This window comes from Streptomyces sp. NPDC006879, assembly GCF_042869595.1.
GTDB lineage: Bacteria > Actinomycetota > Actinomycetes > Streptomycetales > Streptomycetaceae > Streptomyces.
Window position 1 is genome coordinate 99,211 of record NZ_JBIAGC010000011.1, and the last position, 24,304, is coordinate 123,514.

The window sequence follows — 24,304 nt, forward strand, 5'->3', positions numbered from 1 at the left end:
CACGCGGCGCCGGTCCTTCGGGCACCACACCACATGGAAGGCAGGCTGAAGCCCGGGGCCTGCGCCGCTACCAAGAACTGATCAGCTGAACCCGGCTGCCGCCCGCACCCGTTCGGCATGCGCCCGGACCTCTGCGGGAGTCAGGCCCTCAGCGGGAAGCGGTCCTTCGTTGCAGGGCCGGCACAGGCCGTTGACGAAGTCCTCGTGGCGACCCGGCGCATCGCAGAACAGGCAGGCCGTGAAGCGCAAGGCGGGCGTTGCGGAGGGGAGCCGGGCTACCGGACCGGGCCGGTGCGGCGGCATCTTCGTCATCAGACGCCGCCGCGCCAGGCCCGCGGGGTGGTGCACCGGGGTGGGCAGCCCGCAGGTCAGCGCCCTCAACACCTCGGCCTTGAGGGCACCGCGGGCCAGCCACTCGCCGACCAGCGGCGCCAGTTCGGTGCAGTCGGCCGCCGACAGCGTCATCCGTGGATCGGACCGCCCCACGGAAGCCAGCACCGCGTACGCCTCCGAAGGCGGGGCGGGCACCGTAGCCGGTGCGGGGGACACCGGCTCGGGCGTCGCGGGTTCCTCCCCACGGGTGAATGCCGCCCACCAGGCCTCGTCCCGTGGAGTTCGGGAAAAGTAGGTCCGGGTCACCCAGCGGGCTTCGTTGTCGTCCAGGTAGACCTCGGTGAGGCGGCGCAGGTGCCCGGCCTCGCACAGCCGCCGCAGCGCCGTGCGCACGGCGCACTGACCGTAGTCCGCAAGCACTTTGGCCAGCGTCTTCACCGAGATGTCGGCCCCGGCCGGCAGTCGGTCCAGGTAGCTGGCGATCGACGCCTCGCGAGGCGGAAGGTGCGCGAAGTCATCCGCGCGGCGCGGTTGCTGATCGGGCGCCGGCTGTTTTCCGTACCCGGGTTTGGCCATGGGATGAGCGCATCCGGGCTCTGCGTCAGTAAGCTGTTCCACAGCCATCCGATCGGTTGGGTAAAGCGTTTCGATCACGGTGGTCAGACCCCCGTCCGGTGCTGAGAACACCTGCGGGGGTCGAGCTTTCTCCGGGCACGCTAGACCGTCGCGACACCCCGTCGCAACACGATCACATTTAGTCATACTCCGTGCTGGGAGCGGCACTTGGGAGGGTGGGTGGGTTGTTCCAACCGCCCGATCCGCTTACGGAGCGCTCGACGCCCGGAGCCTGAGCTCCGGGCCGCTCAGCCCCGGCCGAAGCCGCCCCCCGCCGCCTCCGTGACGAAGGCGGACCACGCCCCGGCCCGGAACACGAGCCCCGGGCCCGCCGGCCGCTTCGAATCCCGCACCGGCACCACCCCTCCCCGCTCCTCGGCCACTTCCAGGCAGTCGCCGCCGCTAGCGTCGCTGTAGCTCGACTTGCGCCATGCGGCTGCTCCGGGGAAGTTGCTGGCGACTTCCAGGCAGTCCCCGCCGCTCCCGCCGCTGTAGCTGGACTTCTGCCAGGTCGCCGCTCTCAGGTCGTACTCAGGCGTGCTCGTCATGGGCGTAATCCTCCGCCACCGACTCGATCAAGGCCAGGGAATCCCGAGGAGAGAGCGCGCTGGCTGTGATCAGGCCGTATGTCAACTCATGGCGCGCGACCTTCGCTGGATCATCCAGGAGTTGCCCCGTGCCGAGCCCTTGTACATAGGCCAACGGGGGAGCGTCCGAGAAGGCCATGAGCTTGAGGGGGCCTTCCAGCGCGGAGTGTCCCCCGGCACTGAACGGCAGTACCTGAACGATGATCCGGTGCTTTCGTGCGAGTGCGGCGATGTGATCCAGGGCCTCGGCCTCGACTGCGGGGCCTCCAACCGGTCGCCGCAGCACTGCCTCGTCCAGAACCGTCCAAAACAAGGGCGTTGTTGGATCGTTCAGTAAGCGGGCCCGGTCGAGTCGGGCGTCGACTAGGTGGTCGATCACCTCCTGCGTCGCTGTTGGCTCGTAAGCCCGGAAGATCTCGTGCGCGTATGCCTCGGTCTGGAGTAGGCCTGGAATGATCAGGGGCGCGTACTCCCGGATCGACTTCGCGACGGCCTCTGCCTCGGCCGCCTCCGCGAAGTGGTCGGGGTATCTGGACTTGGCCGCAGCCCGGCAGTTGCGGGTGAAGAAGCCGCCGGTGTCGAGGATCTCGTCTATCTGCCGGGCGTACTCCACCTGCATCCGCCGGGTGCCGGACTCCAACTGGCCGATGAAGGAGCCGCTGACGAACAAGGGACCGCCTAGCTCCTCCTGGGTCAGGCCGGCTCGCTCGCGGGCGAAGCGGAGCTCGGAGCCGAGCAGGGCGCGGGGGGAGGTGGACGGGTCGAGGTCCTTAGGGCCGGGCATCGCGACTCCCTGACGAACAGATGCGGTTGTTGGGCTGCCGTCACTGTTCAGCGTAGGACCGCGCGGCCACGCTGTGTACAGGAACCGGATGCTGAGCGTGGAGAGGGAACGGGAATGGCGGAGAAGGTGTGGGCGGCCGAGGATGTCGTCGGGCAGCTCAAGGACGGGCTCGGCGCGGCCGGGGTGGTGTTGCCGTCGCTCAGGGTGGACCCCGTGTCCGCGGCCGACCGTTGGGCGGCTCCGCTGGTGGACCTGGGTCGCTGCAATCTGGACACGGCGCTGCGGCTGGTCGCGCTGCTGCGCGAGTGGGGGACCCCGTGCCCCCCGAGCCCGGTGCGTACGTCGTGGACGGGCGGGACGGGCGGGTGGGGCGGGTGATGCGGAGCGCGGGGCCGTATGTGCAGCTGCGGCCACCGGGCGGTGGGCGGGAGCGGGAGTGGGAGTGCCCACCGGGCGCACTCCGTCCCGCGCCGCCCGCCGCGCTGCTGCGTGCCCGCGTGGCCGAGGCGAACCGGGACAGCCGTGGCAGGTGATTCGTCCCCGGTCACGACCCGAAGCGGTGCTCAGGTGCCCAGGCGCGGAGATCGCGGTCGAGGTCGACGGGACAGGAAGACGTCGACCCCGGCCAGGAGCAGTACTCCGGCGGCGATGGTGAGCAGCGCGCGTCCGGTGCCCCAGGGCACCAGAAGGGTGCCGAGGATGCCGCCGAGGAACATGGCGGCGACGGTCACGCCGGGGCGGATCCGAGTTCCCCGTGGCCGGCCGGCCGGGCTGTCGCCGCCACCCCGCTTGGCGGTGTCCACGTCGGCCAGGAGGTTCACCAGGGACCTCTGAACGAGCAGGGTCGGCATGCCCGGTACTCCGGCCCGTAGGACGACGGCGGCGCGCGTTCCCATGGCGAGGGCGACGGCCATGATGACGAGCAGGTCGGGGTCGTGGGCGAGGGAGCCCGTTCCGTAGCGCACCAGGGCCACCGTTCCTGCCCCGCCGAGGAGGAGGGCTTCGACCGTCAGGGCCGCAGGTAGCCAGAAGGGGTGGCGCTCGGCGAGGCGGTGGGCCGAGTGGGCGGCCAGGATGACTCCGGCGGCGAAGGCGATCAGTGCGACGGCGGACCGTCCCACCGAGATGTGGTTGTCTCCCGCCAGTGCGAAGGAGAGCAGCAGTACGTTTCCCGTCACCAGCGCGGCGAACACCTGGCCCATGGTCAGGAAGGTGATTGCGTCGACTGCTCCGGCGACCACGGTCAGCACGGCCATCACGGCGGTTTCGTGTGTCTCGCGGCGGGCGGGGGGTCCGGGCTTCGCTGTGCTTTCGGCCATGGGCCCAAGTCTTGGCAGCCCGGGCTTGTGAGTCGTGCCATCCGGAGCGACACGGGGGCCGGTACGCCGTCTGCCGCACCGGTCGACGCTGGGGCCGGTGGGAGTCGGGTCGGAATTCGAGCGGCGGGCGGCCGGGGCTGGATGTGCCCCGGGTCGCCCGCCGGTTCGGGTCTCAGGCGGCCTGGACCAGCTTGGGGTTGGGGCCGTACTGGTTCTCCTCGGGCTTGCCTTCGCTCACCAGGAAGACCAGCAGGATGATGCTGCCGACGAGCGGAACCAGCGAGATCAGCAGCCACCAGCCTGAGCGTCCGGTGTCGTGCAGGCGGCGGACGCAGACACCGAGGGCCGGCAGCAGGACCGCGAGCGTGTAGAGCCCGGTCAGTAGCGGGTTGGTGCCCAGCACGCCGTCCAGCACCGTCAGTACCACGACGGCGAGGATGTGGAACAGCGCGAACATCCAGTACTCCTGACGGCGTGCGCGCCCGCTGAAGACCACGTACTTCTTCAGAACGTCCAGGTACCAGTTCATTTGCGTCCCCCAGAGGATCACGTGAAGGCTCGTCGTGTTCGAGCCGCTGGCCAGAAACTGCCGGTCAGTGGCCGAAAACGAAAGGGGGTTGAACTGAGCTGGTCAAACTGTTACCTGCGGGCAGGTGGTTCGGGGCGGATCGCCCCTGTTTGATCGAAGGACGACTGTGCCATGGGCGGTCCGCCGGCGCACGAGATGCCGCCGGTGCGCCCCGGGGTGCCGCGTGGGCAGCCCGGGGCCGATGCCCCAGCCCCGTCAGTGTGTGGTGCATTCCGGCAGGTGAGAGACGTCCGGAGAGCCTGGCCCGCTGAGCGACTTGACGTTGATGTAGTCCGTCCTGGATCCCGAGACCTTCAGGAAGGTGGCCTTCTGCACCTTGGCCCTGCAGTCAAGGGTGAGGGTCGTTCCCTCGTCCACCCGCAACAACTCGGCCTGGTCGTCGGACGACAGGGAAGCGGGCGCCCGGTAGACCAGGATGTCGTCGGTCGCCAGCGTTCTCAGCTGCCAGGTGGTGCCGCTGTGTGGCTCCGGCGCGGTGTACTCGGGTAAGAAGTCGTACCGCTCGGAAGTTGCGCGCACGTCGCTGCCGCCCGCAGCGCCCGCCGCGATGAAGCCGCCGAGGAGTAGTGCGACCGCCAACGCGACCGCCACCGCTTTCTCCCGCCAACACTTTGCTACCCAACCAGGGGTCTTGCCCAGGTCCTCGGCCCCTTGGGCCCAGAGCTCACGCACCTCCGCCAGCGTCGTGTCCACCAGGTGGTTCTCAAGCACGCGGGCGATCGCCTCGACTCGCCGCCACCGTGGATACCGGCGCTTTCCGCGCATGAGGTCCGAAATGTGGGACTTTTGATCTCCCGTCAGCTTGGCGAGGTGCTGACAGGACATTCCGCTGTCGAGTAACGCCTGGCGGAAGTGGGTCAGCCAGGCAAGGTGGTGCTCCTTGACCGAAGGATCGATATCCCCGATCGTCGGTCCTGGCCGACCCGGTACGCGTGGTGCACCGGACGCCGGGCCCAGCCCGTCCGCCCTCCTTCCCCCAGGTGGTGGAGCGTCAGGTTCTCCGCTCACTGCTGCTGTGCTCCATCTGACCGCGTGCCGAGATCCTCGCCGTCGCTCGGGCAGCCTTCGGTCGCGCCTGCCGAAGCGGCGGGGGAGGCGGCGGACGTCGGAGCTGCGGCCACGGCGGGAGCGGCCGTGTTCACCGCGCTGACGATCTGTTGGAATCCGAAGGCGACGGAGGGGATCAGCGTGACGACCGCGGTGACCGTCTGCCCTATCAGCAGCATCGTGATGGACAGAATGGTCAGTGCGACGAGGGCAATCGCGGCGACGATCGCCGTGCGCGCGTTCATGGTTCCTCCAGTGCCGCGGATCGGTCCCGCCCGCGAAGGTGCTTGACCCGTAGACGCCCGACGTCTGAGGGGCGGGGCACGATCAAGCATCAGGGCCAACACGGCCGATCCGGTACTGGGATGAGCAAAGGTGGAACGTTCCATTCCTGTCGTGATCATGCGTTCCTACAGCTCACGGAGGCATTCCGGGAAAGTTCCACCTTTCCGGCGGCAGCGGGCCCGACCTCGTCGAAGCCCGCCCCCCTCCGCCCCGGAGCCGTCCCCGGCACACCAGCCTCAGCGCAGCGCGCCCGCCCGCGGTGCGGCGGCCTCCGCCGGCGGGGAGGCCGGGCGTTTCGCGGGCCGGGGCAAGACGAAGCGGAGCAGGGCGAGCGCAGCGAGGTACATGGCGATCTGGGCGGCCAGCGCCCAGGCGGTGGCCGCCGTGGACAGGGCGGCGTCACCCGCGATCCCGTAGTAGAGGGTGCCGACCAGCGCGACCCCGAAGGCGCTGCCGACCTGGCCGAAGGTGGAGAAGACTCCACTGGCCGAACCGATGCCGCCGCGGGACATCGCGGACAGGGTGATGTTGTACAGCGGCGGGCTGAGGAGACCCATGCCCGCTCCACACAGGACCAGACCCGGCAGGACGTGCAGGGGCCGCAGGTCCTCGCCGCGGGTGACGGTCAGCCACAGCAACAGGCCGGTGCCCAAGGACATCAACAGGGCACCGCTCTCCAGCATCGGGCGCCCCAGCCGGCCGGTCAGCGGTACCGAGGCACCCGAGGCGAACGCGGCGGACAAGGCGAAGGGCAGCAGAGTGAAACCGGCTTCCTTGCCGGTGAAGCCGAGGCCGGTCTGGAGGTGCACCACGAAGACCAGGAAGAAGGAAGCCACGGCACCCAACACCAGGAAGTTCACCGCCGCGCCGGTCGGGAAGGCCCGCCCGGCGAACAACTCGGGTGCGATCAGTGGGGTACGGCCGCCGGCCGCGGCCCGCCGCTGGAGCGGGGCCAGCGCGAACAGCAGGAAGAGGCCGGCGGCGAAGGACAGCCACAGCCACCAGGGCCAGCCCAACTCGCGCCCCTGGACCAGCGGCACCAGCAGCAGCAACAGGCCGGAGGTGGCCACGGCGACCCCGGTCAGGTCCAGTCGGGCCGCCGCCGGACCGTCCACAGAACGCTCCGCCGGGAGCCAGCGCAACGCCATCACCAAGGCGAGAAGTCCCACCGGCAGGTTCACCAGGAACACCGAACGCCAGCCCAGACCCAGCAGGTTGGCGTGTGTGAGGAGGCCGCCCACCACCGGTCCACCGCAGGTCGCGGCGGCGATCACGGCTGCCTGCACACCGAAGGCGGCACCCCGACGCTCCTTGGGGAACAGCAGCATGATGACCGGGGCGATCTGGGGGGCGAGCAGCGCCGCCGAGAGCCCCTGGACCACCCGGGCGGTGATCAGCCAGCCGGAGTCGGGAGCCGCCGCGCACAACGCCGAGGCGCCGGTGAAGGACACGATGCCCCACAGCACCAGGGGACGGCGGCCGAAGGCGTCACCGAGTCGTCCGGCGGTGATCAGTACCAGGGCGAAGGCCAGGCTGTAGCCCGCCAGCAGCCATTGCACCGTCGCGTCGGAGGCGCCCAACGCGTCCTGGATGGACGGGGCCGCGATGGACACCACCGTGACGTCGAAGGTGTGCAGGAAGCCGGCGAGCAGCACCGCACAGAGCGCGAGCCAGGAGCTGCGCGGGACTGCCGCCGCTGACCTGGTTCCTCCGCTGCCCGCGGTCGGGGGTCTGGTCACGGTCTACGCCTCCTTGAGTGCCTTCCGGGCCGACGGGCCCGTGCGCGCCGGGGTGCTCCGGGCGGTGCCGACCGTCCCCCACGGGTGACGAAGACGGCTTGAGAACCGTTCGGGGCCCGCTCGGTCCACCAGCGCTCTAGCCCGGCCCGGTCCGCCCACGACCGGCCCGGCGGATGCTGCTTCAGGTACTCAAACCAGACATTGAGGAGAGGTGGCAGCGTGTCCGGTCTCGTTGGCTGGATCGACTTCGAAAGGGACCTGCGCAGGCACCGGCCGGTCGTCACTGCGCTGGCCTCGACCCTGGCGCAGCGTGGACCGGACGGGGAAGCTGTGTGGGTCGGCGAGCACGCCGCACTCGGCGCCCGACTGCTGTCCGTGGACGGCGTCAAGGACGTGCAGCCCTTCACGGTTCGTGCGGGGGAGCAGGAGATCATCGCGATCGTCACCGGGTGGCCGACGGGGACGGCGTCCGTGGTCACGGACCTCGCCGCGGCGGGTGTGCGGTTGGACGGGGACGCCGGGCCGGCGTCCCTGGTCGCCCACGCCTACCGGGAATGGGGCGCGGAATTCCTGCCCCGGCTCGGTGGCGCCTGGGCCGTGGCGATCTGGGACGGTCGGACCGAGGAGGTCGTGCTCGCCCGCGACCACCTCGGAGGGCAGCCCCTGTACTGGACCCGAACCGCGACCGGCATCGTCTTCGGATCGGAGCGCAAGGTCCTCCTCGCGCACCCCGAGGTCGACCCGGTCGTCGACGCGGCCGGTCTGCGGGAGGCGGTCTCGCAGGCGCTCCCGCACGGCGGCATCTTCCAGGGCTTCGACCGGGTCGGCGCGGCGGAGATCGCCCGATACGGCCGGGACGGGTGGAAGCGCAAGAAGTACTGGGGGATCAGCACCCAACCGCACACCGACGACTACGAAGCCACGGTGACGCGGGTCCGCGAGATCCTGGCCCGCAGCGTCGAGGACAACCTGACCGACGACCCGGCGCAGCTTCTGGTGATGCTCTCCGGCGGCATCGACTCCTCCGCCGTGGCTGGTCTGGCCGCGGACGCGCTGGCACGCTCGCAGCAGGGCTCCCTGCGCACCTTCACCATCGGTTTCCAGCGCAGCGAGTTCCAGGCCGACGTCATGCGCTCCACGCACGACACACCGTTCGCCGAACAGGTCGCCACCCACATCGGCGCCGACCACACCCTGGTGGAACTGGACACCGGCGACATCCTCGACCCGATCGTGCGGACCGGGATGCTCAAGTCCAAGGACTTCCCGACCCGCCAGTACGACATGGACACCGCCCAGTACCTGACGGTGCAGCGCGCCGCGCAGGAAGGGCGCAAGGTGGTCTTCGCCGGCTACGGCGGCGACAAGTACTTCCAGGGCGCCACCTGGTACACGCACAAGGACCTGGTGCTCTCCGGTACCTTCCCGTGGCTGGCGCTGGCCCAGAAACACGGGGCCAAGAACGGCTTCGGCACCGGGCTGTTCAACCAGGACGCACTGGCCGCGCTGGACTTCCAGACGTACTACCGGGACGTGTACGCCACCGCCGTAGGCGAGGTCGAGTACCTGCCGCAGGAGGAGGAGTGGCAGCGCCACATGCGCCGCGTCGCCTACCTGATGAACACCCGTTTCGGCATCGACGCCGGCTCCTACTCGGCTGCCGGACTCCAACTGCGCACTCCGATCAACCATCCGGAGCTGGTGCAGTACGCGTACAACATCCCCAACGAGATGCACAATCGGCGCGGCATCGAGAAGGGCATCCTGCGGGCCGCGGTGGCGGACCTGATGCCGCAGTCCGTGCTGGAGCGCCACCGCAGCGCCTCGCCGGTCTCCAACTCGCCTGACTATCCAGCTGGGTTGCAGCGCGCCATCAAGGCGGTGCTCGCCGACCCCAAGGCCCCCGTTCGCGAGATCATGGACGTGGAGGGCGCCACCGCCGTCGCGTCCAGCCTGGAGCGGCTCACCAAGGACCGGATGGCCCGGGCCGACATCGAGTTGATGCTCCAGCTGAACCTGTGGCTCGACCACTACCGTGTCAGGCTCGCACTGTGACGTCCCCGGGACTGAGAACCGCCCGCCTCGCCCAGCAGATGGACGAGGCGGGGCTGGACGTCCTGGTCGCCACCTCCGCGGAGAACGTCCTCTACCTCACGGGGATCTCCAGCGTGGGCGGCCTGAACCACCCCTACAGCAGTCGGGCGTTGGCAGTGGTCACCCGGGAGCGCCCGGACGCCCCGTACTACGCGAGCGGTCGCAGCGATGTGGACCAGTTCCTCGATGCCACCACCGCGCTCAGTGGGGCCGTCGGCTACGGCACCTTCTACCGAGAGCTGCCGGAGGGCACCGAACTCACCGACCGCGAACAACGGTTCATTGAGGTCGGACACGATCCGGTGCCGCCGCCGAACGCGCTCGCCGCACTCGTGGGGATCCTCAAGGACTCCGGGCAGGCCGCAGCCCGCATCGGCGTCGACGAGAACGCGGCCCCGCTCGGCTTCCTCGACCGGCTCGCCGAGGAACTGCCCGGCAGCCGGGTGCGGCCGGCCGGGGCGCTCTTCCAGCAGGCCCGCAAGGTCAAGACGGAGACCGAGGTGCAGCGGATCACCATGTCCGCGGCGATCGCCGAGGCCGGTGTCCGGGCCGCCCTGGAGATCGCCGCGGACGGCGTCACCGAACAGGACATGGTCCGCGCCTTCGAGACGGCGGTGGCCCGGGCCGGCGGTCGACCCCGCTTCACCCTGATCAAGTTCGGCCGGGACGGGGTGCTGGGCCAGACCCGGCCCTCCGACCGCCCACTGCGCCGCGGCGACTCGATCTGGTTCGACGCCGGCTGCACCTACCGTGGCTACTGGTCGGACATCGCCCGCACGGCCAGCTTCGGTGCCCCCTGCGCCCGCCTGGAGCGGGTGTACGCGGCGATGCTCGCCGGCGAGGAGGCCGCCCTGGCGCAGGCCCGCCCCGGGATGACCGGCGGAGAGTTGTTCGACCTGACGGTGGAGGCGGTTCGAGCTGCCGGGGTGAGCCACTACCGGCGCCAGCACGTCGGCCACGGCATCGGCGCGGAGATCTACGAGCCGGTCCTGATCACCCCGGGCAATCCGGACGTGATCGAGGAGGGCACGGTCGTCAACATCGAGACGCCCTACTACGAGTTCGGGCTCGGAGGCGTCCACATAGAGGACCCGTTCGTCGTCGGCGCCGCCGGGAACCGGCTCCTGACCACGCTCGACCGCTCGCTCCTCGTCATCGAGTAGGAAAGGTTTCCCAGGGAAGACCATGTCACCGATCTCACGACGTAACTTCCTCGGCGCCGTCGGCGCCGTGTCCACCTCCGGACTGATCCTGCCCTTCGCCGTCGGCTGCGACAGCAGCGGCGAGCAGGGCGGCGTGACCATAAAGTCCGGGTCGGTGCCGATACCGGACCGCTTCACCCTGCCCTTCCGGACGCCACCGGTGATCCAGCCGGCCTCCTCGGCGGGCACCACCGACTACTTCGACGTACGGGCCTACACCACCAAGCTACAGATCCTGCCGGGCGTGCAGACGGAGGTCTTCAGCTACAACGGCACCTTCCCCGGACCCACCTTCGACGTCCGCAAGGGGCGCACCGCGGTGGTTCGAACCCGCAACGACCTGCCCGTGCCGATCGTGACCCACCTGCACGGGGGCAAGACCCCGGAAGCCAGCGACGGCTACCCGACCGACCTGATCCTGCCCACCGGCGGCTGGTCCGCCGCCGGGCACGCCGGCCACGCGGCCAAGGGGCTGGCGATGGAGGGCACCACCTCCGAAGGCAGCTTCGACTACAGCTATCCGAACGCACAGCGGGCCTCCACCCTCTGGTACCACGACCACCGGATGGACTTCACCGGGCCGCAGGTCTGGCGCGGCCTGGCCGGGTTCTACGTGATCCGCGACGAGGAAGAGGAAGCGCTGCCGCTGCCCAAGGGCACCCGCGACCTGCCCGTCATGATCATGGACCGGGCGTTCAACTCGGACGGCTCGCTGGCCTACCCCTCCATCGACCCGACACTGAAGACCACCCCGGGCGTCACCGGATCCGCGCACAACGGGATGGAGGGCGACGTCATCCTCGTCAACGGCGTGCCCTGGCCCCGCCTGGAAGTGCAGGGTGCCCGCTACCGGCTGCGCCTGCTCAACGCCTCCAACGCGCGCCGCTACCGGATCAGGATCAAACCGGAGCCGTCCTCGGGAGAGCCCTTCACGCTCATCGGCAGCGACGGTGGGCTACTCGCCGCGCCCCAGGAGATGGACTCCATCTACATGGTGCCGGGCGAACGCTTCGACGTGATCATCGACTTCGGCAAGTACGCGGCCGGCACGAAGATCGTGATGGAGAACAGCCTCGGTGACGACGCGGGCACCAAGGAGATCATGCAGTTCGTCGTCGGCTCGAAGGTCACCGACAACACCTCCATCCCGGACACCCTCTCCACGGTGGAGCGCCTGGACCCGGCCAGGGCCGTGCGAACCCGGTCCTTCAGCCTGGCCCGGTTCTCCGAGGGCGGCCACTGGGTCTACAAGATCAACGGCTACCCCTTCTCCACCGACCGCAGTTGGGCCGACGTCAAACGCGGCGACATCGAGGTGTGGGAGTTCAGCTCCACCACCCATCACCCGATCCATCTGCACTTGTCGCCCTTCCAGGTCTGGAAGCGCGGCGGCTCCACCACCATCAGGCCCGAGGACGTGGGCTGGAAGGACACCGCCCGCCTGGAGCCGAACAAGAAACTCAGCGTGCTGGTGCGCTTCGACGGCTACACCGGCCGGTACGTCTTCCACTGCCACAACCTCGAACACGAGGACATGGCGATGATGGCGAACTTCCGCGTCACCTGAGCGGATCCAAGCCGAACCACCGGTGCCGGCCACCCCTCGGGGTGACCGGCACCGGCGCGTCGGATCAGGCTGGCCGGTCAGGGGGCAAGGCGCGTGTCCAGCCAGTCGAAGACCCGCTGCTCGAACACCGCGCGCCCCATCGGTTCGCAGTGCAACTGCGCCCCTTCGGACTCGGTGAAACGGACCAGCTCCTTGGGGCCCGGGAGGGCCTCGTACAGGCGCTCGGAAGCGCCGGGCCAGAACTGTTCGCCGTCGGGGTCGGTGATCAGCAGCGGGGTGGTGATCTGGTGGACCACCGGCATCAGGTCGTACTTGGCGATCTCCACCATCACGTCGTAGGGCGAGTCCACGCCGTACGGCTTGGTCCGCCACCGCCACACCGAGGCCGCCGCCGGATCGGCGCCCAGAGCTCCGTTGACGACGTGGTCGAAGGTCTCGCGGTCGCCGGACTCCCACAGGGCGCGCAGGTCCGGGCCCAGACGCGGCCACCAGCTCTCGCCCACCTCGACGACACCGGGATCGGCGACGCCGGCAGCGATCCGGTGCTCGAAGGCGAGCGCCCGCGGCACCCAGTAGCCGGCCTGGCTGATCCCGGCCAGCACCAGGCGCGCGGGGTCGACGTCCGACCGGGCGAGAAGGAAGTCCACGACCGGGGTGATGACTCTCTCCCAGTCGGGGCGGAACGGAACCTTGTGATCGAAGAGCATGGACTGCTGGCCAGGGCCGTCGAACAACAGCGCGCGGTACCCACGAGCCACCGCCGGCGCGCCGAGGAGCGTCCAGGCAGCGCTGATAGGTCCGTCACTGCCGTTGTTGGCGATCACCGTGGGCAGCTGGCCCGAGCGGCCCGGCGGACTCAGGAGGTAGCCGGGTAGCGAGGCTCCCTCGTACGGGATCGTGACCCGCTCGGCTGGCGGGTCCAGGGTTTCGGCGAACAGCTCCCGCAGCAGCTCTTCGGGGTCGGCGCAGGCGTCGACCGACACCAAAGCCGTACCGAAGTAGGTGGCGGCCCGAAGGAACGCGTCCCGCGCGCTGATCGTCCGCCCACCAGCCAGGCTCCGCTCACCCTGCTGGCGGACGGCGCGGGCCAGCGTCGACCACGTCGTACACCACGTCTGCGCGTCGGCGTCCGCCGTGGCCGACGCGGCGGTCAGGACCTCCCCGACGTCCGCGCCCCGCTGCCAGGCGGAGCCCAAAGCGAGCAGAACCTCGTAGTTGAACTGGTCGTTCGTGCTGAACCGGTACGCCATCGCCACTCCAGGTGCGCCCGCACGTCGGCCCCCTGCCCGCCCCGAAGAACCCCGTATCCGGCGCCGCTCCCACTCCCACCGTAGGAGGGCCCCCTCAATCCCGCACCCTCGGGCGCTCGGTCGACAGGCCTGCAACAAAGCCCCAGGCGAGCGCGGCGCACGCGCGCCGGTAGCCGTCCTGCCGCCGCCGCGCCCGACGGCGGCAGGCGAGCCTCAGCGCGCCAGCGCCCTTCGCAGCGCGCGCGTGATCGCCGCCTCGGCGTCCGGCCCGGTGGTGTCCTCGGGCGAGCGCCAGGCCACGAAGCCGTCCGGGCGGACCAGCACCGCGCCGTCCGCCGGCACCGCGTACCGCAGGTGCCAGCCGTCCTCGCTGAGGTCTTCCAGCTCCACGCCGAAGGACACCGCGGACAGCGCCGCTCCCACGGCCCGCCCGGCCGCCTCGGCGGCCGTCCGCCAGTGCTCGCCGGACGGGCCGGCGAGCAGGACGAAGCCCTTGCCGTACACGTCGAGCAGCGAGCCGGGCGTCCGCCCGCCGTCGCCGCTCAGCAGTACCGGCAGGTGCGGTGCGCGGGTGCCCGGTTCGCCGTTCAGCTCCTGTGGTTCTCGGAACTGCGGCAGGTGGGTGCCCGGGGCAGCCGCGCTCGGGTAGGCGTGCCCGAGCATCACGGTCAGCACGTCCAAGGTGGCGGCACGCTGCTCCGCGGTCGCCCTCCCGGAGCGGACCATGAGCCGCAGCTGGGCCTGGAGGAGGGTGGCCTCGGCGACCGGGCGGCGCTCCGTGTCGTAGCTGTCGAGCAGCTCCTCGCCAGCCTCGCCGCGCAGCACCGCGGCGAGTTTCCAGGCCAGGTTGTGCGCGTCCTGCACACCAGTGTTGGCGCCGTAACCGCCGATCGGGGGGACCACGTGCGCCGCGTCGCCGATCAGGAACACCGAACCGTCGCGGAAGCGTTCGGCGGACAGCGCCGCCAACTCCCAGGGCAGCACGCCGATGATCTGCACGTCCACTGTCGGGTCGCCGATCGCCGAGCGGACCAGTTCGATGCTTCGCTCGGGGGTGAAGTCCGCCACCGTCCAGCCGTCTTCGGGACGCAGCTGCACGATCAGTGTGCCGCGGCTGAGGGTGTCGTCGTGTCCCAGCACGGCGCCCTTCAACTGTTCGTTCTCGATCTGGCAGATCGAGAACCGGCGTCCGTCGAGCGGGCCCTCCAGATCGGCGGAGAACAGGATCGACACCTGCTGTTGAAGCACCCCGCGGCCCCTGCGGGCGATGCCCAGGGCCTCCCGCACCGGGCTGCGCCCACCGTCGGCGGCCACCAGCCACCGGGCCCGGACGGTCCGTTCCCGTCCGCTGCCGCGGTCCTTGACGGTCGCCAGAACGGGACCGTCCTCGCCCGCCGGGCGTTCGAAGTGCACCAGTTCGGTGTGGAAGCGCAGGTCCGCGCCGGCGGCCTCGGCGCCGGCCCGCACGATCGGTTCCATACGGTCCTGGCCCAGCGAGATCTGCCGGGAGGGAGTCAGGGAGCTGAGGTCCCCCGGCTCCGGCAGCATCGCCGACTTGAGTTCCGCGCCGGCCAGCGACTCGACGGTGGCCTGCCGCCGGTGCCCGGCGTACCCCGCCGCGGCGGCGAGGATGTCCTCCTCCACACCGCTGGCGCGGAACAGCTCCAGCGTCCTCGGGTACCAGCCCCAGGCGCGGGGGTGGATGGAGGTGGAGACGTGCCGTTCCACCAGCACGACCTTGACGCCGTGTTGCCGCAGGAACAGCGCGCAGCTCAGCCCGGTGATCCCACCGCCCACGATCAGTACGTCCGTCAGCTCCTCGGGCTCCTTGCCCACGGCAGCTCTCCCTTCCCGTTACGGAGGGCGGCTCGTCGGCCTGCCCTGTCCGGCAGGGTCCGCACGTCTGCTGGAGGCGCTGTCGAGGGGAACTTGAGGTGATCCGGCCAGCCTGTGGCTCCACTGTCGAAGGGAGACCCTGCGGTGTCCGGTATTGCAGGATGGATCGACTACGAACGCGACCTGCGGCGTGAGCGGCCGACCCTGGTCGCCATGACCGCGGCGCTCGCCCAGCGCGGGCCCGAGGGCGAGCGCCTGTGGGTGGGCGAACACGCCGCCGTCGGCACCCGCTGGTCCGCCACCACGGGCCACGGCCCGCAGGACCAGCCCTGGGTGCTCCAGGAGGACGGCCGCACCGTCCTCACCGCGGCCCTCACCGGCCTTCTCTTCGAGCCCGAGCTGTTGCGGGCCGAACTCGGCATCGACGACAGGTGCACGGACGCGGAGCTCGCCGGCCGCGCCTATCTGCGCTGGGGCGAGGACTTCGCCCGGCACCTCGACGGCGCCTTCGCCGTCGTGGTGTGGGACGAGCGCACCGGCGAGCTGATCGCGGCCCGTGACCGGCTGGGCAACCAGCCGCTCTACTACTACCCGCTGGGCACCGGAGTGCTGTTCGGCTCCGAGCGCAAGGCGATCCTCGCCCACCCCGGGATCGAGGCGGTCATCGACGCGGACGGGCTGCGCGAGCTGTTCTCCTACGCGGGTACTGCCGGTCACGGCATCCTCAAGGGCTTCAAGCAGGTGCCGCCCGCCCATGTGCTGCGCTGGCACCGGGGCCGGGAACGCGCGCTGCGCTACTGGGAGCTGACGGCTGAGGAGCACACCGACGACCAGGCGGAGACCATCGCCCATGTCCGTGAGCTGCTGGGCGAGTCGGTGCGGCGCAACCTCGGTAGCGGTGAGGTTCCCGGTGTCCTGCTGTCCGGGGGCATCGACTCCAGTGCCGTCTCGGCGCTGGCGCACCAGGCGCTGAAGGAGCGCGGCGAGGGCCCGGTGCGGACCTTCACGGTTTCCTTCGGTGACGCGGGGGACTTCAAGGAGGACGAGATCTGGGGCAGCCCGGACGCGCCCTTCGTGCAGTCGGTGGTGCGGCACCTGGGTGCCGAACACACCGATCTGGTGCTGGACACCGCCGACATCATCGACCCGGCCGTGCGGGCCGCGGTGCTCCGCGCCAAGGACGTACCGAGCCCGCTGGGCAACATGAACACCTCGCTGTACCTCCTCACGGGCGCGGTGCGCGAGCACGTCGGATCAGTGCTCTCCGGAGAGATCGCCGATGCCGTCTTCGGCGGCTTCGCCTGGGTCCACAACAAGGCGCTGGTGGAAGCCCCCAGCCTGCCCTGGGTGGCCATGGGCCACTTCGGCGGCGGTCAGCACGGCCTCGGCGGCGACCTGTTGGAACCCGGTCTGCTCGGCAAGCTCGACCTCAACGGCTACGTGGGCGACGCCTACGCCGACAGCATGGCGCGCGTACCGCGGTTGGACGGTGAGAGCGGCCAGGACCTGCGGATGCGGGAGATCACCTACTTCCACCTCACCCGCTGGCTGGAGACCCTCCTCAGCCACGACGAGTCCCTCGGCGCGGTCGCCGGCCTCGGCACCCGGATGCCGTTCTGCGACTGGCGGCTCGTCCAGTACGCCTACAACGTGCCCTGGCACCTCAAGAGCTTCGACGGTCGCGAGAAGTCGCTCCTGCGGGCCTCCGTCGCGGACCTGCTCCCCGAGGACGTCATCAACCGTGCCAAGAGCCCCTACCCGGTCACCCAGGACCCGGCCTACGGCCACGCCCTGTGCACCGGCATGGCCGAACTCCTGGCCGACCCGACCGCCCCCGCCGCCCCGCTCGCCGACAGCGCCGGAGTGCGGGCCCTCATCGAAGACCCGTCCGTGCTCGACAGCGGCATGCGCGCCTGGGTGGCCCGGGCCAACGTCGAAATGCTGCTCGGCCTGAACGACTGGCTGCGGCGCTACGGCGTGCGGGTGGAGCTGTGACCGGGCCGCACCGTGGCGCCCCCGTCCTCGGGCGGGACGCCGGGCCGTGGGGCCGCCTGGTACGCGTCGCCGCGGGCGGCGCCGCGCTGACGCACCTGCTGAGCACCAAGGTGCCCGAACGGAGCGGCGCCCAGATCACCGCCGCCCTGGGTACCTTCCTGGCCCTCGCCCTGGCCTACACGCTCGTGCTGGCCGTACTACGGCCCCACCTGACCCGGGGAGCGACCCGTGGCCTGTCCGGCTGGCCGGGCGGCGCACTGCTCCTCGCCCCCCTGCTCCTCTACCCCACGGGGGTGCTGCCGCAAGGGCCCGCGTTGGGTGTCGCCCTCTACACCGAGTTCTCGGCACTGACCGCGGGCCTGATCGGCTACGGCGGCATCGAACTGGCCGCGATACCGGTGATGGCCCTACGGTTCCGCCCGGTGCTGTACGGGCCGTTCAACGCCGTGGACCTGGCCGAACGCGGGAAGGCCGGCCCTCACCACGGGTCCGCCTCGCGGATCGCGGCCCCGCTCGCCACGCTCGGCCTCGCCTTCTTCTGGGTGGTGGGGCCGCTGGCCGCCGTGAAGGGCTCCTTCGGAGAGGCGGTGGATGGCCTCAGGGGCCTGGCCCCGGTCGCCGGCGGCCTGCTCCTCCTCGCCGGCGCCCTGTGGCTCGCCCCCGCCAAGGGGCCGGCCCGGATGCGGAAACTGCGCGCCGGCGCCTTCCTGTTGCTGGGGTTGGGCGGCCTCGTCGGAGCCCTGCCCGACGTGCTGTGGCCCGTGGTCATCCTGACCGGCCTGGTGCTGGGAGTACTGCGGACGCTGCGGGGCCGCCGGCCTCCCGTCCCGGCCCATCCGGCGTCCGACACCCCGGAGTCGGACGTCCAACAGCCCGAATCCGTGCGGCTGGTGGCCGTCGAGACGACTTCCACCACCCGTTGAGACCGTCTGCGGAGCATCCCCACATGGCAGAGAACACCCCTGACACCCCTCCCGAAGGCAACCGGACGGCGCTCGGGGCCTGGATCCCGCAGTTCCGACTCCGTCTGAGCACGCCCCGCCTAGAGCTCCGGGTCCCCGACGAGCAGGACCTGCTCGCCCTGGCCGAGCTCGTCGCCGAGCAGGGCATCCACGCGAGCGACTACATCCCCTTCCCGGGCGGCTGGAGCGACGCACCCCAACAGGTCGTCGCCGGCCGCGTCGTCCAGTACCTGTGGAAGGGCCTGGCCCTGAGCCGGCCCGACTACTGGAACCTGGGCCTGGCCGTCTTCCTCGACGGGCGGCCCGTCGGCGTCCAGGGCCTACAGGCCCGCCGCTTCCCCCAACTCAAAGAGGTCGCCACCGAGAGCTGGCTCGCCCAAGGCCATCAGGGCCGGGGCATCGGGACCGAGATGAAGGCGGCAGCCCTCCACCTCGCCTTCCACGGACTCGGCGCCGCACACGTCACCTCCGCGGTGTACGAGGACGGGGCCGCGCCGCTGGCCGTCAACAAGAAGCTGGGCTTCCAGCCCGACGGCATCGACCGCGAGGAACGCAAGGGGACACCGGCCGTCCTCACCCGCTGGCGACTCACCCGCGAGAGTTGGGAACTCGGCCCCGCCTCGGAGCAACCGGCCACGGACGTCCGCGGACTCGAAGCCTGCCGCGGCCTGCTCGGCGCCCGCCCGCACCTCACCCCCAAGGAGCAGCGGTGATCCACAACTCCATCACCGACTGCATCGGCGGCACTCCGCTGGTCCGACTCGGTCGACTGTTCCCCCAGCCCGGCATCGAGGTCCTCGCCAAACTGGAGATGCTCAACCCCGGTGGCAGCGTCAAGGACCGCTCGGCCCGCTACATCGTCGAGCGCGGCATCCGGGACGGCATGATCCGCCGCGGCACCCGCATCGTGGAATCCACCTCCGGCAACTTCGGCGTGGCCCTGGCCATGGTCGCCGTACGGTACGGGCTGCGGTTCACGGCCGTCGTCGACCCGAACGCCTCCCGCACCAACCTGCGCATCCTGCGCCAGTTCGGGGCCGACATCGAGATGGTCACCGAACCCGACCACGCCGGCGGCTACCTGCACACCCGGCTGGCTCGCGTCCAGGACCTGCTGGCCGACGACCGCGATGCCGTGTGGATCAACCAGTACGCCAACGAGCTCAACTGGGAGACCCACGCCGCCACGACCGCGCGCGAGATCATCGAGGACTGCCCGGAGCCCGTGGACGTGCTGGTCGCCGCTGTCTCCACCACCGGCACCCTGCACGGGCTGGCCCGCGGGCTGCGGCGCGTGTGGCCGCATCTGACGGTGGTCGCCGTCGACGCCGTCGGCTCGGTCATCTTCGGCACGCCACCCGGGCCGCGCATGCTGCCCGGCGTGGGCTCCAGCCGGGTCCCCGAGCTCCTCACTCCCGGTGAGATCGACCGGGTCATCCACATCGACGACGCCGCCGCCATCCGCGGCTGCCACACCCTGCTGCGGCACGAGGCGATCTTCGCCGGCGGCTCCTCCGGGTCGGTGGTCACCGCAGTCGCCCAACTGCTACCCGAACTGCCCCGCCCCAGCAGGGTCCTGACGCTGCTCGCCGACCGCGGGGAGCGCTACCTGGACCTGGTGTACACCGACGAGATGGCGATCGAGCACGAGGAACTCGCCTACTCCGCCCGCCCTTGACCGGGGCGGCCCGCCACTCGCGCAGGCCGCCCCGGGCGGGACCCGGCCGTCCCCGGCACGCGGGCGGCCGGGTCCCGTTGCGGCACCGAGGCGATCTTCGCCGGCCCCTCCACCCCGCCTCCAGCACCCTTCGAGTGGAACTCCACCGTCCTCGGCTGAAGTGGAAAGGCCGTCTTCCCACCCACCCATGACCGCTGCCGGCAGCCGAGACTGCCGCGCCGCCACACCGCAGGCCAACGCACCGCAGACGGCTGCTGAGCCGACCGAGGGGAACCAACGTGGACGTGCTAGATCTCGCACGGCTCCAGTTCGCCATCACCGCCATCGGGCACTTCCTGTTCGTCTCCCTGACGCTCGGGCTGGTCGCCTACCTGGTGGTGATGCAGACCCGCTGGGCGATCACCGGAAAGGAGGAACACCGGAGGCAGACCCGTTTTTGGGGTCAGCTCTACGTCATCAACTACGCCCTGGGCATCGGCACCGGCATCGTGATGGAGTTCCAGTTCGGCCTCACCTGGAGCGGGCTGAGCCACTTCGTCGGCAACGTGTTCGGTGCACCGCTGGCCATCGAGACGCTCGTCGCGTTCTTCGCCGAGTCCACCCTCCTCGGACTGTGGATCTTCGGCTGGAACCGGATGGGCCGCACCCTGCACACCGTCCTGCTGTGGCTGGTGGCGCTCACCGCCTACGCCTCGGTGTTCTTCGTCCTCACCGCCAACGGCTTCCTGCAGCATCCCGTCGGCTACGAAATGCGTGACGGCGCCGCCGTGCTGATCGACTTCGGCGCCCTGCTGAACAACACCAACGCGGTCTCCGCCTCCGTGCACATCGTGGCGGCGGCCCTGGTGACCGGTTCCTTCTTCATCATCGCCGTCAGCGCCTGGCACCTGCGGAGGAAGACCGGTCACGAAGCCTTCTTCTGGTCCTCGATGAAGCTCGCGCTGCCGGTCACCCCGGCCTTCGTCCTGCTGACCGCCGCCCTCGGCGGCACCCAGATCGGCTACTCCGTCAAACAGACCCCGACGAAGTACGGCCAACGTTCCGAACGCGCCGCTGCCCTGGTGGAGACCTTCACCCAGAAGTTCGGGCCGGACAACTACTTCCCGCCGGGCTTCTCCCAGACGGCCGAGTTCGTGATGATCATCCCGGCGCTCTTCATGATGTTGGTGGCGGTCATCGCGATCCCCTTCATGATCAAGCGCAACCTGATCCGCCGCAAGGTCCTGCTGTGGCTGCTGACCGCCGCACTCTTCCTGCCCTACCTGTCCATGATCTCCGGCTGGGTCTTCCGCGAGGTGGGCCGTCAACCCTGGGCCGTGTACGGGCTGTTGAAGACCAAGGACGCGATCACGCCGGGCCTCGGCCTCGGATCGGTGCTCACCTCCCTGATCGTCTTCGGCACCCTGGTCCTCGTCCTGCTCGTCGTCGACTGGGCGCTGTTGGTGCGCTTCGCCCGCCGCGGCCCCGACGGGGCGCACCTCGGGCGGGCGCCCGGCGAGCCCGCCGCCCCCCTCGTCGCTCCGGGTTCCGGCCCCGGCATCCCCGGCCCAACGGCAGCGGAGCGGGTCTCCGCGGGCTCCGCCCCGACCTTCTGACAGCGGGAGACTCATCGTGTGGCACAACATCTGGTACGCGCTGCTGGGGCTGCTCGTCGCGGGCTACCTGGCCCTGGACGGCATCACCATCGGCACCGGCATCATCGGCCGCTGGCTCGCCCGTGACGCGCGTGAACGACACACCGTCGCCGCCGCGACCGGACCCTTCTTCCTCGGCAACGAGGTCTGGCTGGTAGCCGCCGCGGGCATTACCCTCGGAGGCTTCCCCGGCCTCGAATCCACCGTGATCAGCGGCATGTACCCGGTGATCGTCCTGGCCGTCGCCGCGCTCCTGGTCCGCGAGGCGGCCATGCAGTTCCGCCGCAGAGTGGCCGGAGCCCGCGCCCAGGGCCGCTGGAACTCCGCCGTCCAACTCGCCTGCCTGGTCATCGCCCTGATGTGGGGCGCACTCGGGGGAACCCTGCTCGGCACCCTGCCGGTGCGCGGCGCCGAAGTCCACCCTTCGCCGGGCCTGCTCCTCTCCCCGGTGCCGGTGCTCTCCGCGCTGACCGCCGTGGCCGTCTTCGCCCTGCACGCCGCGGTCTTCCTCGCCCTGCGCACCGAAGGCCCGGTCGCCGGGCGGGCCGCGGCCCTCGCCCGTCGCCTCGCCCCGGTCGCCGCCGGCGCCGGCGCCCTCACCGCCCTCGCCTCGGTCCTCGACGGCGGGGCCCGTGACGGGCTGCTGAACCCGCTGGCGGCGGCAGCCGTCCTCGCCGCCGCCCTCGCCGCGATCCTGGTGGCCCCCCGGATGATCCCCGGCGGCGGCTGGCCAGCCGCGGCGGTCAGCGGTTTCGCGGCGCTGGCCCCGGCCGTGCTGATCGCCGCGGCGCACTTCCCGCAGGCCGTCGTCAGCAGCATCTCAGCCGACGAGCACCTGTCGGTGGCGCGGGCAGCCGCGGACCCGTCGACCCTGTCCGTGGTCGGGCCCGTGGTCCTGCTGGTCCTGCCGATCCTGTTCGCCTTCCAGGCGATGCAGTGGTGGGCCTTCCGGGCCAAAGCCAACGACCGCTCCCCGGCGTACTTCTGATGGGTGTCCGTTCCGCCGCACCCGGCCGCCGGGCCGCCCACCGTGGCCCGGCGGCGCCGCTCACCGACCGGGAGGTACGGGCCCGGCTGCTGTCGGCAACACCGAAGAGCCGCCCCGCCGGGCTGCTGGTGCTCACCGGTGTCACGCTCGCAGCGGTCGGGGTCGTCGGCCAGTGCCTGGCCCTCGCGGCGCTCCTGTCCGAGACGTTCGCCACCGGCCGCATCGGTTTGTCGGCGGCCGGCTGGGTCGCCGTGGCCGTCGCGGTCCGTCCCCTGGGCGGCTGGCTCCAGGCCCGCGCCGCCCAGTGGGCCGCCTCAGACGCCAAGTACCGTTTAAGGCAAGCCTTGTTGGACGCGGCGGCGCGGCGCGAGGCGTACCGCCCCGGGCAGCGGAGCACGGGGGAGTACAGCACCCTGGTCACCCGTGGACTCGACGCGCTCGACCCCTACCTGGTCGGCTACCTCCCGCAGTTGCTGGCCGCCGCACTGGTCCCGCTGGCCGTGCTCGTCGCGATGCTACGGGCGGACCCGATCAGCGGCGTTCTGCTGCTGATCACCCTCCCCCTGATCCCCGTCTTCGGAGCCCTCGTCGGCCTGCACACCCGGGACGCCACCGCGCGCCAGTGGGAGGCGCTGGCGCGACTGGGCGGCCACTTCCTGGACACGCTGCGCGGGCTGAGCACCCTACGGGTCTTCGGGCGGGCCGGCGCCCAGGAAGCCATCGTCGCAGAGGTCGCCGACGCGCACCGCCGTGCCACCCTGCGGACCCTGCGGATCGCCTTCCTCAACACCCTCGTCCTCGACACGGTGGCGACCCTCTCCGTCGCGCTGATCGCCGTTCCCGTGGGCCTGAGGCTGCTCGGCGGCAGCCTCACCCTGCACACCGCCCTGGTGGTTCTCCTCCTCGCGCCGGAGGCGTACCTGCCGCTGCGCGCGCTGGGGTTGCGCTTCCACGCGGCCACCGAAGGGCTCACCACGGCCCGCGAAGCGTTGACCCTAACGGCGCCGGACGCCGACTCGGACCAGGGGCCCCGGGGCGGGCGGTCGCACCCGGGCAGCGCGAACACCATCGTGTCCGCCCCTGGCGCCCCGTCCAACGCGGGGGCGCCCACCATCGAGTTCGAGCGCGTCGGCCTGTGGCTGCCCGGGCGCCCGGCGCCCGTCCTCGAAGAGGTCTCCTTCCGCATCGAGCCGGGCGAACGCCTCGCCCTCACCGGCCCCAGCGGCGGAGGCAAATCCACCCTCCTCGCCCTGCTGTTGGGGTTCGCCCGCCCCGACACCGGCCGCATCCTCATCGACGGCACCGATCTCGCCCGGCTCGATGCGGAAGCCTGGCTGCGCCGCCTCGCCTGGGTCCCCCAGCGCCCCCACCTCTTCGACCGCAGCGTGGCCGACAACATCCGGCTCGGTGCCCCCGGTGCCGAGCCGGCACGGGTCGCCGCCGCCGCCCGCGCCGCCGCCGCGGACGAGTTCGTCCGCGGCCTGCCCGAGGGCTACGCCACCCGACTCGGCCCCCGGGGTGCGGGGCTCTCCGCCGGCCAACGCCAACGCATCGCCCTCGCAAGGGCGTTCCTGCGTGACGCGCCCCTGCTCCTGCTGGACGAACCCACCGCGGGCCTGGACAGCACCAGTGAGGACGCGGTGCTCGACGCGAGCGAGCGACTGATGGCGGGCCGCACCGTCCTCCTCGTCGCCCACCGCGAACGTCTCCTCGACGGCATCGACCGCCGCCTGGAGGTCCACGACGGGCAGGTCCGCGAACGGCAGCCCTCATGACCCTCACCGACGCCCTTTCGGAGGT

The 24,304-nt window shown here is 71.0% G+C and carries 21 protein-coding genes; 11 read left to right on the forward strand and 10 right to left on the reverse strand.

Features of this window, described 5'->3' with window-relative positions; genetic code table 11:
• Positions 1-81: 81 nt before the first annotated feature.
• From ACFYMC_RS11805 to ACFYMC_RS11815, 3 genes are all read right to left on the reverse strand, one after another.
• Positions 82-909: a hypothetical protein gene (locus ACFYMC_RS11805; RefSeq protein WP_388522523.1), complete on the reverse strand. Its 828-nt coding sequence runs from the start codon at positions 907-909 to the stop codon at positions 82-84.
• Between the two features lie 287 nt (positions 910-1,196).
• Positions 1,197-1,496: a DUF397 domain-containing protein gene (locus ACFYMC_RS11810; RefSeq protein WP_388522526.1), complete on the reverse strand. Its 300-nt coding sequence runs from the start codon at positions 1,494-1,496 to the stop codon at positions 1,197-1,199.
• Positions 1,480-2,319 carry a Scr1 family TA system antitoxin-like transcriptional regulator gene (locus ACFYMC_RS11815; RefSeq protein WP_388522528.1) on the reverse strand — a complete coding sequence of 280 codons (840 nt, stop codon included), beginning with the start codon at positions 2,317-2,319 and terminating at the stop codon, positions 1,480-1,482. Before ACFYMC_RS11815 ends, ACFYMC_RS11810 begins: the two co-directional genes overlap by 17 nt.
• Positions 2,320-2,433: 114 nt before the next feature.
• On the opposite strand from ACFYMC_RS11815, the gene ACFYMC_RS11820 reads away from it, so the two are divergent.
• The gene (locus tag ACFYMC_RS11820; RefSeq protein ID WP_388522531.1) at positions 2,434-2,697 is read left to right on the forward strand and encodes a hypothetical protein; all 264 of its coding nucleotides are present in this window, start codon (positions 2,434-2,436) and stop codon (positions 2,695-2,697) included.
• Positions 2,698-2,882: 185 nt separating this feature from the next.
• Here the strand turns inward: ACFYMC_RS11820 and ACFYMC_RS11825 are convergent, their stop codons facing one another.
• From ACFYMC_RS11825 to ACFYMC_RS11845, 5 genes are all read right to left on the reverse strand, one after another.
• The gene (locus ACFYMC_RS11825) at positions 2,883-3,638 is read right to left on the reverse strand and encodes a YoaK family protein (protein WP_388522534.1); all 756 of its coding nucleotides are present in this window, start codon (positions 3,636-3,638) and stop codon (positions 2,883-2,885) included.
• A gap of 172 nt (positions 3,639-3,810) precedes the next feature.
• Positions 3,811-4,167, reverse strand: a complete 357-nt coding sequence (locus ACFYMC_RS11830; RefSeq protein WP_388522537.1) for a DUF805 domain-containing protein — start codon at positions 4,165-4,167, stop codon at positions 3,811-3,813.
• A gap of 255 nt (positions 4,168-4,422) precedes the next feature.
• Complete coding sequence (locus tag ACFYMC_RS11835) at positions 4,423-4,938, reverse strand: hypothetical protein (RefSeq protein WP_388522540.1); 516 nt, start codon at positions 4,936-4,938, stop codon at positions 4,423-4,425.
• A 293-nt stretch (positions 4,939-5,231) separates the two neighbouring features.
• On the reverse strand, positions 5,232-5,519 hold the full coding sequence (locus ACFYMC_RS11840; RefSeq protein ID WP_388522542.1) for a hypothetical protein: 288 nt from the start codon (positions 5,517-5,519) through the stop codon (positions 5,232-5,234).
• A 276-nt stretch (positions 5,520-5,795) separates the two neighbouring features.
• Positions 5,796-7,298: an MFS transporter gene (locus tag ACFYMC_RS11845; RefSeq protein ID WP_388522545.1), complete on the reverse strand. Its 1,503-nt coding sequence runs from the start codon at positions 7,296-7,298 to the stop codon at positions 5,796-5,798.
• 219 nt (positions 7,299-7,517) lie between these two features.
• Here ACFYMC_RS11845 and ACFYMC_RS11850 point away from each other — a divergent pair, with 219 nt between their 5' ends.
• From ACFYMC_RS11850 to ACFYMC_RS11860, 3 genes are read left to right on the forward strand one after another with little or no spacing between them, the layout of a single operon-like run.
• Entirely contained in the window at positions 7,518-9,353 is a 1,836-nt protein-coding gene (locus tag ACFYMC_RS11850; RefSeq protein ID WP_388522548.1) for an asparagine synthetase B family protein, read from the forward strand.
• A complete protein-coding gene (locus tag ACFYMC_RS11855; RefSeq protein WP_388522549.1) occupies positions 9,350-10,555 on the forward strand; it encodes a M24 family metallopeptidase in 1,206 nt (401 codons plus the stop codon). Before ACFYMC_RS11850 ends, ACFYMC_RS11855 begins: the two co-directional genes overlap by 4 nt.
• A gap of 22 nt (positions 10,556-10,577) precedes the next feature.
• A complete protein-coding gene (locus tag ACFYMC_RS11860; RefSeq protein WP_388522551.1) occupies positions 10,578-12,161 on the forward strand; it encodes a multicopper oxidase family protein in 1,584 nt (527 codons plus the stop codon).
• A 77-nt stretch (positions 12,162-12,238) separates the two neighbouring features.
• On the opposite strand, the gene ACFYMC_RS11865 is transcribed toward ACFYMC_RS11860, so the two are convergent.
• Together ACFYMC_RS11865 and ACFYMC_RS11870 are read right to left on the reverse strand one after the other, a co-directional pair.
• On the reverse strand, positions 12,239-13,411 hold the full coding sequence (locus ACFYMC_RS11865) for an alpha/beta hydrolase family protein (protein ID WP_388522554.1): 1,173 nt from the start codon (positions 13,409-13,411) through the stop codon (positions 12,239-12,241).
• A gap of 213 nt (positions 13,412-13,624) precedes the next feature.
• Positions 13,625-15,247 carry an FAD-dependent oxidoreductase gene (locus tag ACFYMC_RS11870; RefSeq protein ID WP_388522557.1) on the reverse strand — a complete coding sequence of 541 codons (1,623 nt, stop codon included), beginning with the start codon at positions 15,245-15,247 and terminating at the stop codon, positions 13,625-13,627.
• Between the two features lie 144 nt (positions 15,248-15,391).
• Between ACFYMC_RS11870 and asnB the strand changes: the two genes are divergently transcribed.
• The 7 genes from asnB (at position 15,392) to cydD (ending at position 24,279) form a co-directional block, all read left to right on the forward strand.
• The gene (gene asnB, locus ACFYMC_RS11875; RefSeq protein WP_388522560.1) at positions 15,392-17,242 is read left to right on the forward strand and encodes an asparagine synthase (glutamine-hydrolyzing); all 1,851 of its coding nucleotides are present in this window, start codon (positions 15,392-15,394) and stop codon (positions 17,240-17,242) included.
• Entirely contained in the window at positions 17,239-18,165 is a 927-nt protein-coding gene (locus ACFYMC_RS11880; protein WP_388522562.1) for a DUF6410 domain-containing protein, read from the forward strand. Before asnB ends, ACFYMC_RS11880 begins: the two co-directional genes overlap by 4 nt.
• A gap of 23 nt (positions 18,166-18,188) precedes the next feature.
• Complete coding sequence (locus ACFYMC_RS11885; protein ID WP_388522565.1) at positions 18,189-18,917, forward strand: GNAT family N-acetyltransferase; 729 nt, start codon at positions 18,189-18,191, stop codon at positions 18,915-18,917.
• Entirely contained in the window at positions 18,914-19,882 is a 969-nt protein-coding gene (gene sbnA, locus ACFYMC_RS11890) for a 2,3-diaminopropionate biosynthesis protein SbnA (protein ID WP_388522568.1), read from the forward strand. Before ACFYMC_RS11885 ends, sbnA begins: the two co-directional genes overlap by 4 nt.
• Positions 19,883-20,160: 278 nt before the next feature.
• Positions 20,161-21,477, forward strand: coding sequence for a cytochrome ubiquinol oxidase subunit I (locus ACFYMC_RS11895; RefSeq protein ID WP_388522569.1), 1,317 nt, complete (start codon positions 20,161-20,163; stop codon positions 21,475-21,477).
• Positions 21,478-21,493: 16 nt separating this feature from the next.
• The gene (locus ACFYMC_RS11900; protein WP_388522572.1) at positions 21,494-22,504 is read left to right on the forward strand and encodes a cytochrome d ubiquinol oxidase subunit II; all 1,011 of its coding nucleotides are present in this window, start codon (positions 21,494-21,496) and stop codon (positions 22,502-22,504) included.
• The gene (gene cydD / locus ACFYMC_RS11905; protein WP_388522575.1) at positions 22,504-24,279 is read left to right on the forward strand and encodes a thiol reductant ABC exporter subunit CydD; all 1,776 of its coding nucleotides are present in this window, start codon (positions 22,504-22,506) and stop codon (positions 24,277-24,279) included. Before ACFYMC_RS11900 ends, cydD begins: the two co-directional genes overlap by 1 nt.
• Positions 24,280-24,304 lie beyond the last annotated feature (25 nt).

Excerpts from the sequence above, each read along its gene's own strand:
- ACFYMC_RS11830 (WP_388522537.1), bottom strand. The coding sequence starts at position 4,167 with ATGAACTGGTACCTGGACGTTCTGAAGAAGTACGTGGTCTTCAGCGGG.
- ACFYMC_RS11860 (WP_388522551.1), top strand. The coding sequence starts at position 10,578 with ATGTCACCGATCTCACGACGTAACTTCCTCGGCGCCGTCGGCGCCGTG.
- ACFYMC_RS11885 (WP_388522565.1), top strand. The coding sequence starts at position 18,189 with ATGGCAGAGAACACCCCTGACACCCCTCCCGAAGGCAACCGGACGGCG.
- ACFYMC_RS11865 (WP_388522554.1), bottom strand. The coding sequence starts at position 13,411 with ATGGCGTACCGGTTCAGCACGAACGACCAGTTCAACTACGAGGTTCTG.
- ACFYMC_RS11825 (WP_388522534.1), bottom strand. The coding sequence starts at position 3,638 with ATGGCCGAAAGCACAGCGAAGCCCGGACCCCCCGCCCGCCGCGAGACA.
- ACFYMC_RS11810 (WP_388522526.1), bottom strand. The coding sequence starts at position 1,496 with ATGACGAGCACGCCTGAGTACGACCTGAGAGCGGCGACCTGGCAGAAG.
- ACFYMC_RS11815 (WP_388522528.1), bottom strand. The coding sequence starts at position 2,319 with ATGCCCGGCCCTAAGGACCTCGACCCGTCCACCTCCCCCCGCGCCCTG.
- ACFYMC_RS11840 (WP_388522542.1), bottom strand. The coding sequence starts at position 5,519 with ATGAACGCGCGCACGGCGATCGTCGCCGCGATTGCCCTCGTCGCACTG.
- cydD (WP_388522575.1), top strand. The coding sequence starts at position 22,504 with ATGGGTGTCCGTTCCGCCGCACCCGGCCGCCGGGCCGCCCACCGTGGC.
- ACFYMC_RS11805 (WP_388522523.1), bottom strand. The coding sequence starts at position 909 with ATGGCCAAACCCGGGTACGGAAAACAGCCGGCGCCCGATCAGCAACCG.
- ACFYMC_RS11820 (WP_388522531.1), top strand. The coding sequence starts at position 2,434 with ATGGCGGAGAAGGTGTGGGCGGCCGAGGATGTCGTCGGGCAGCTCAAG.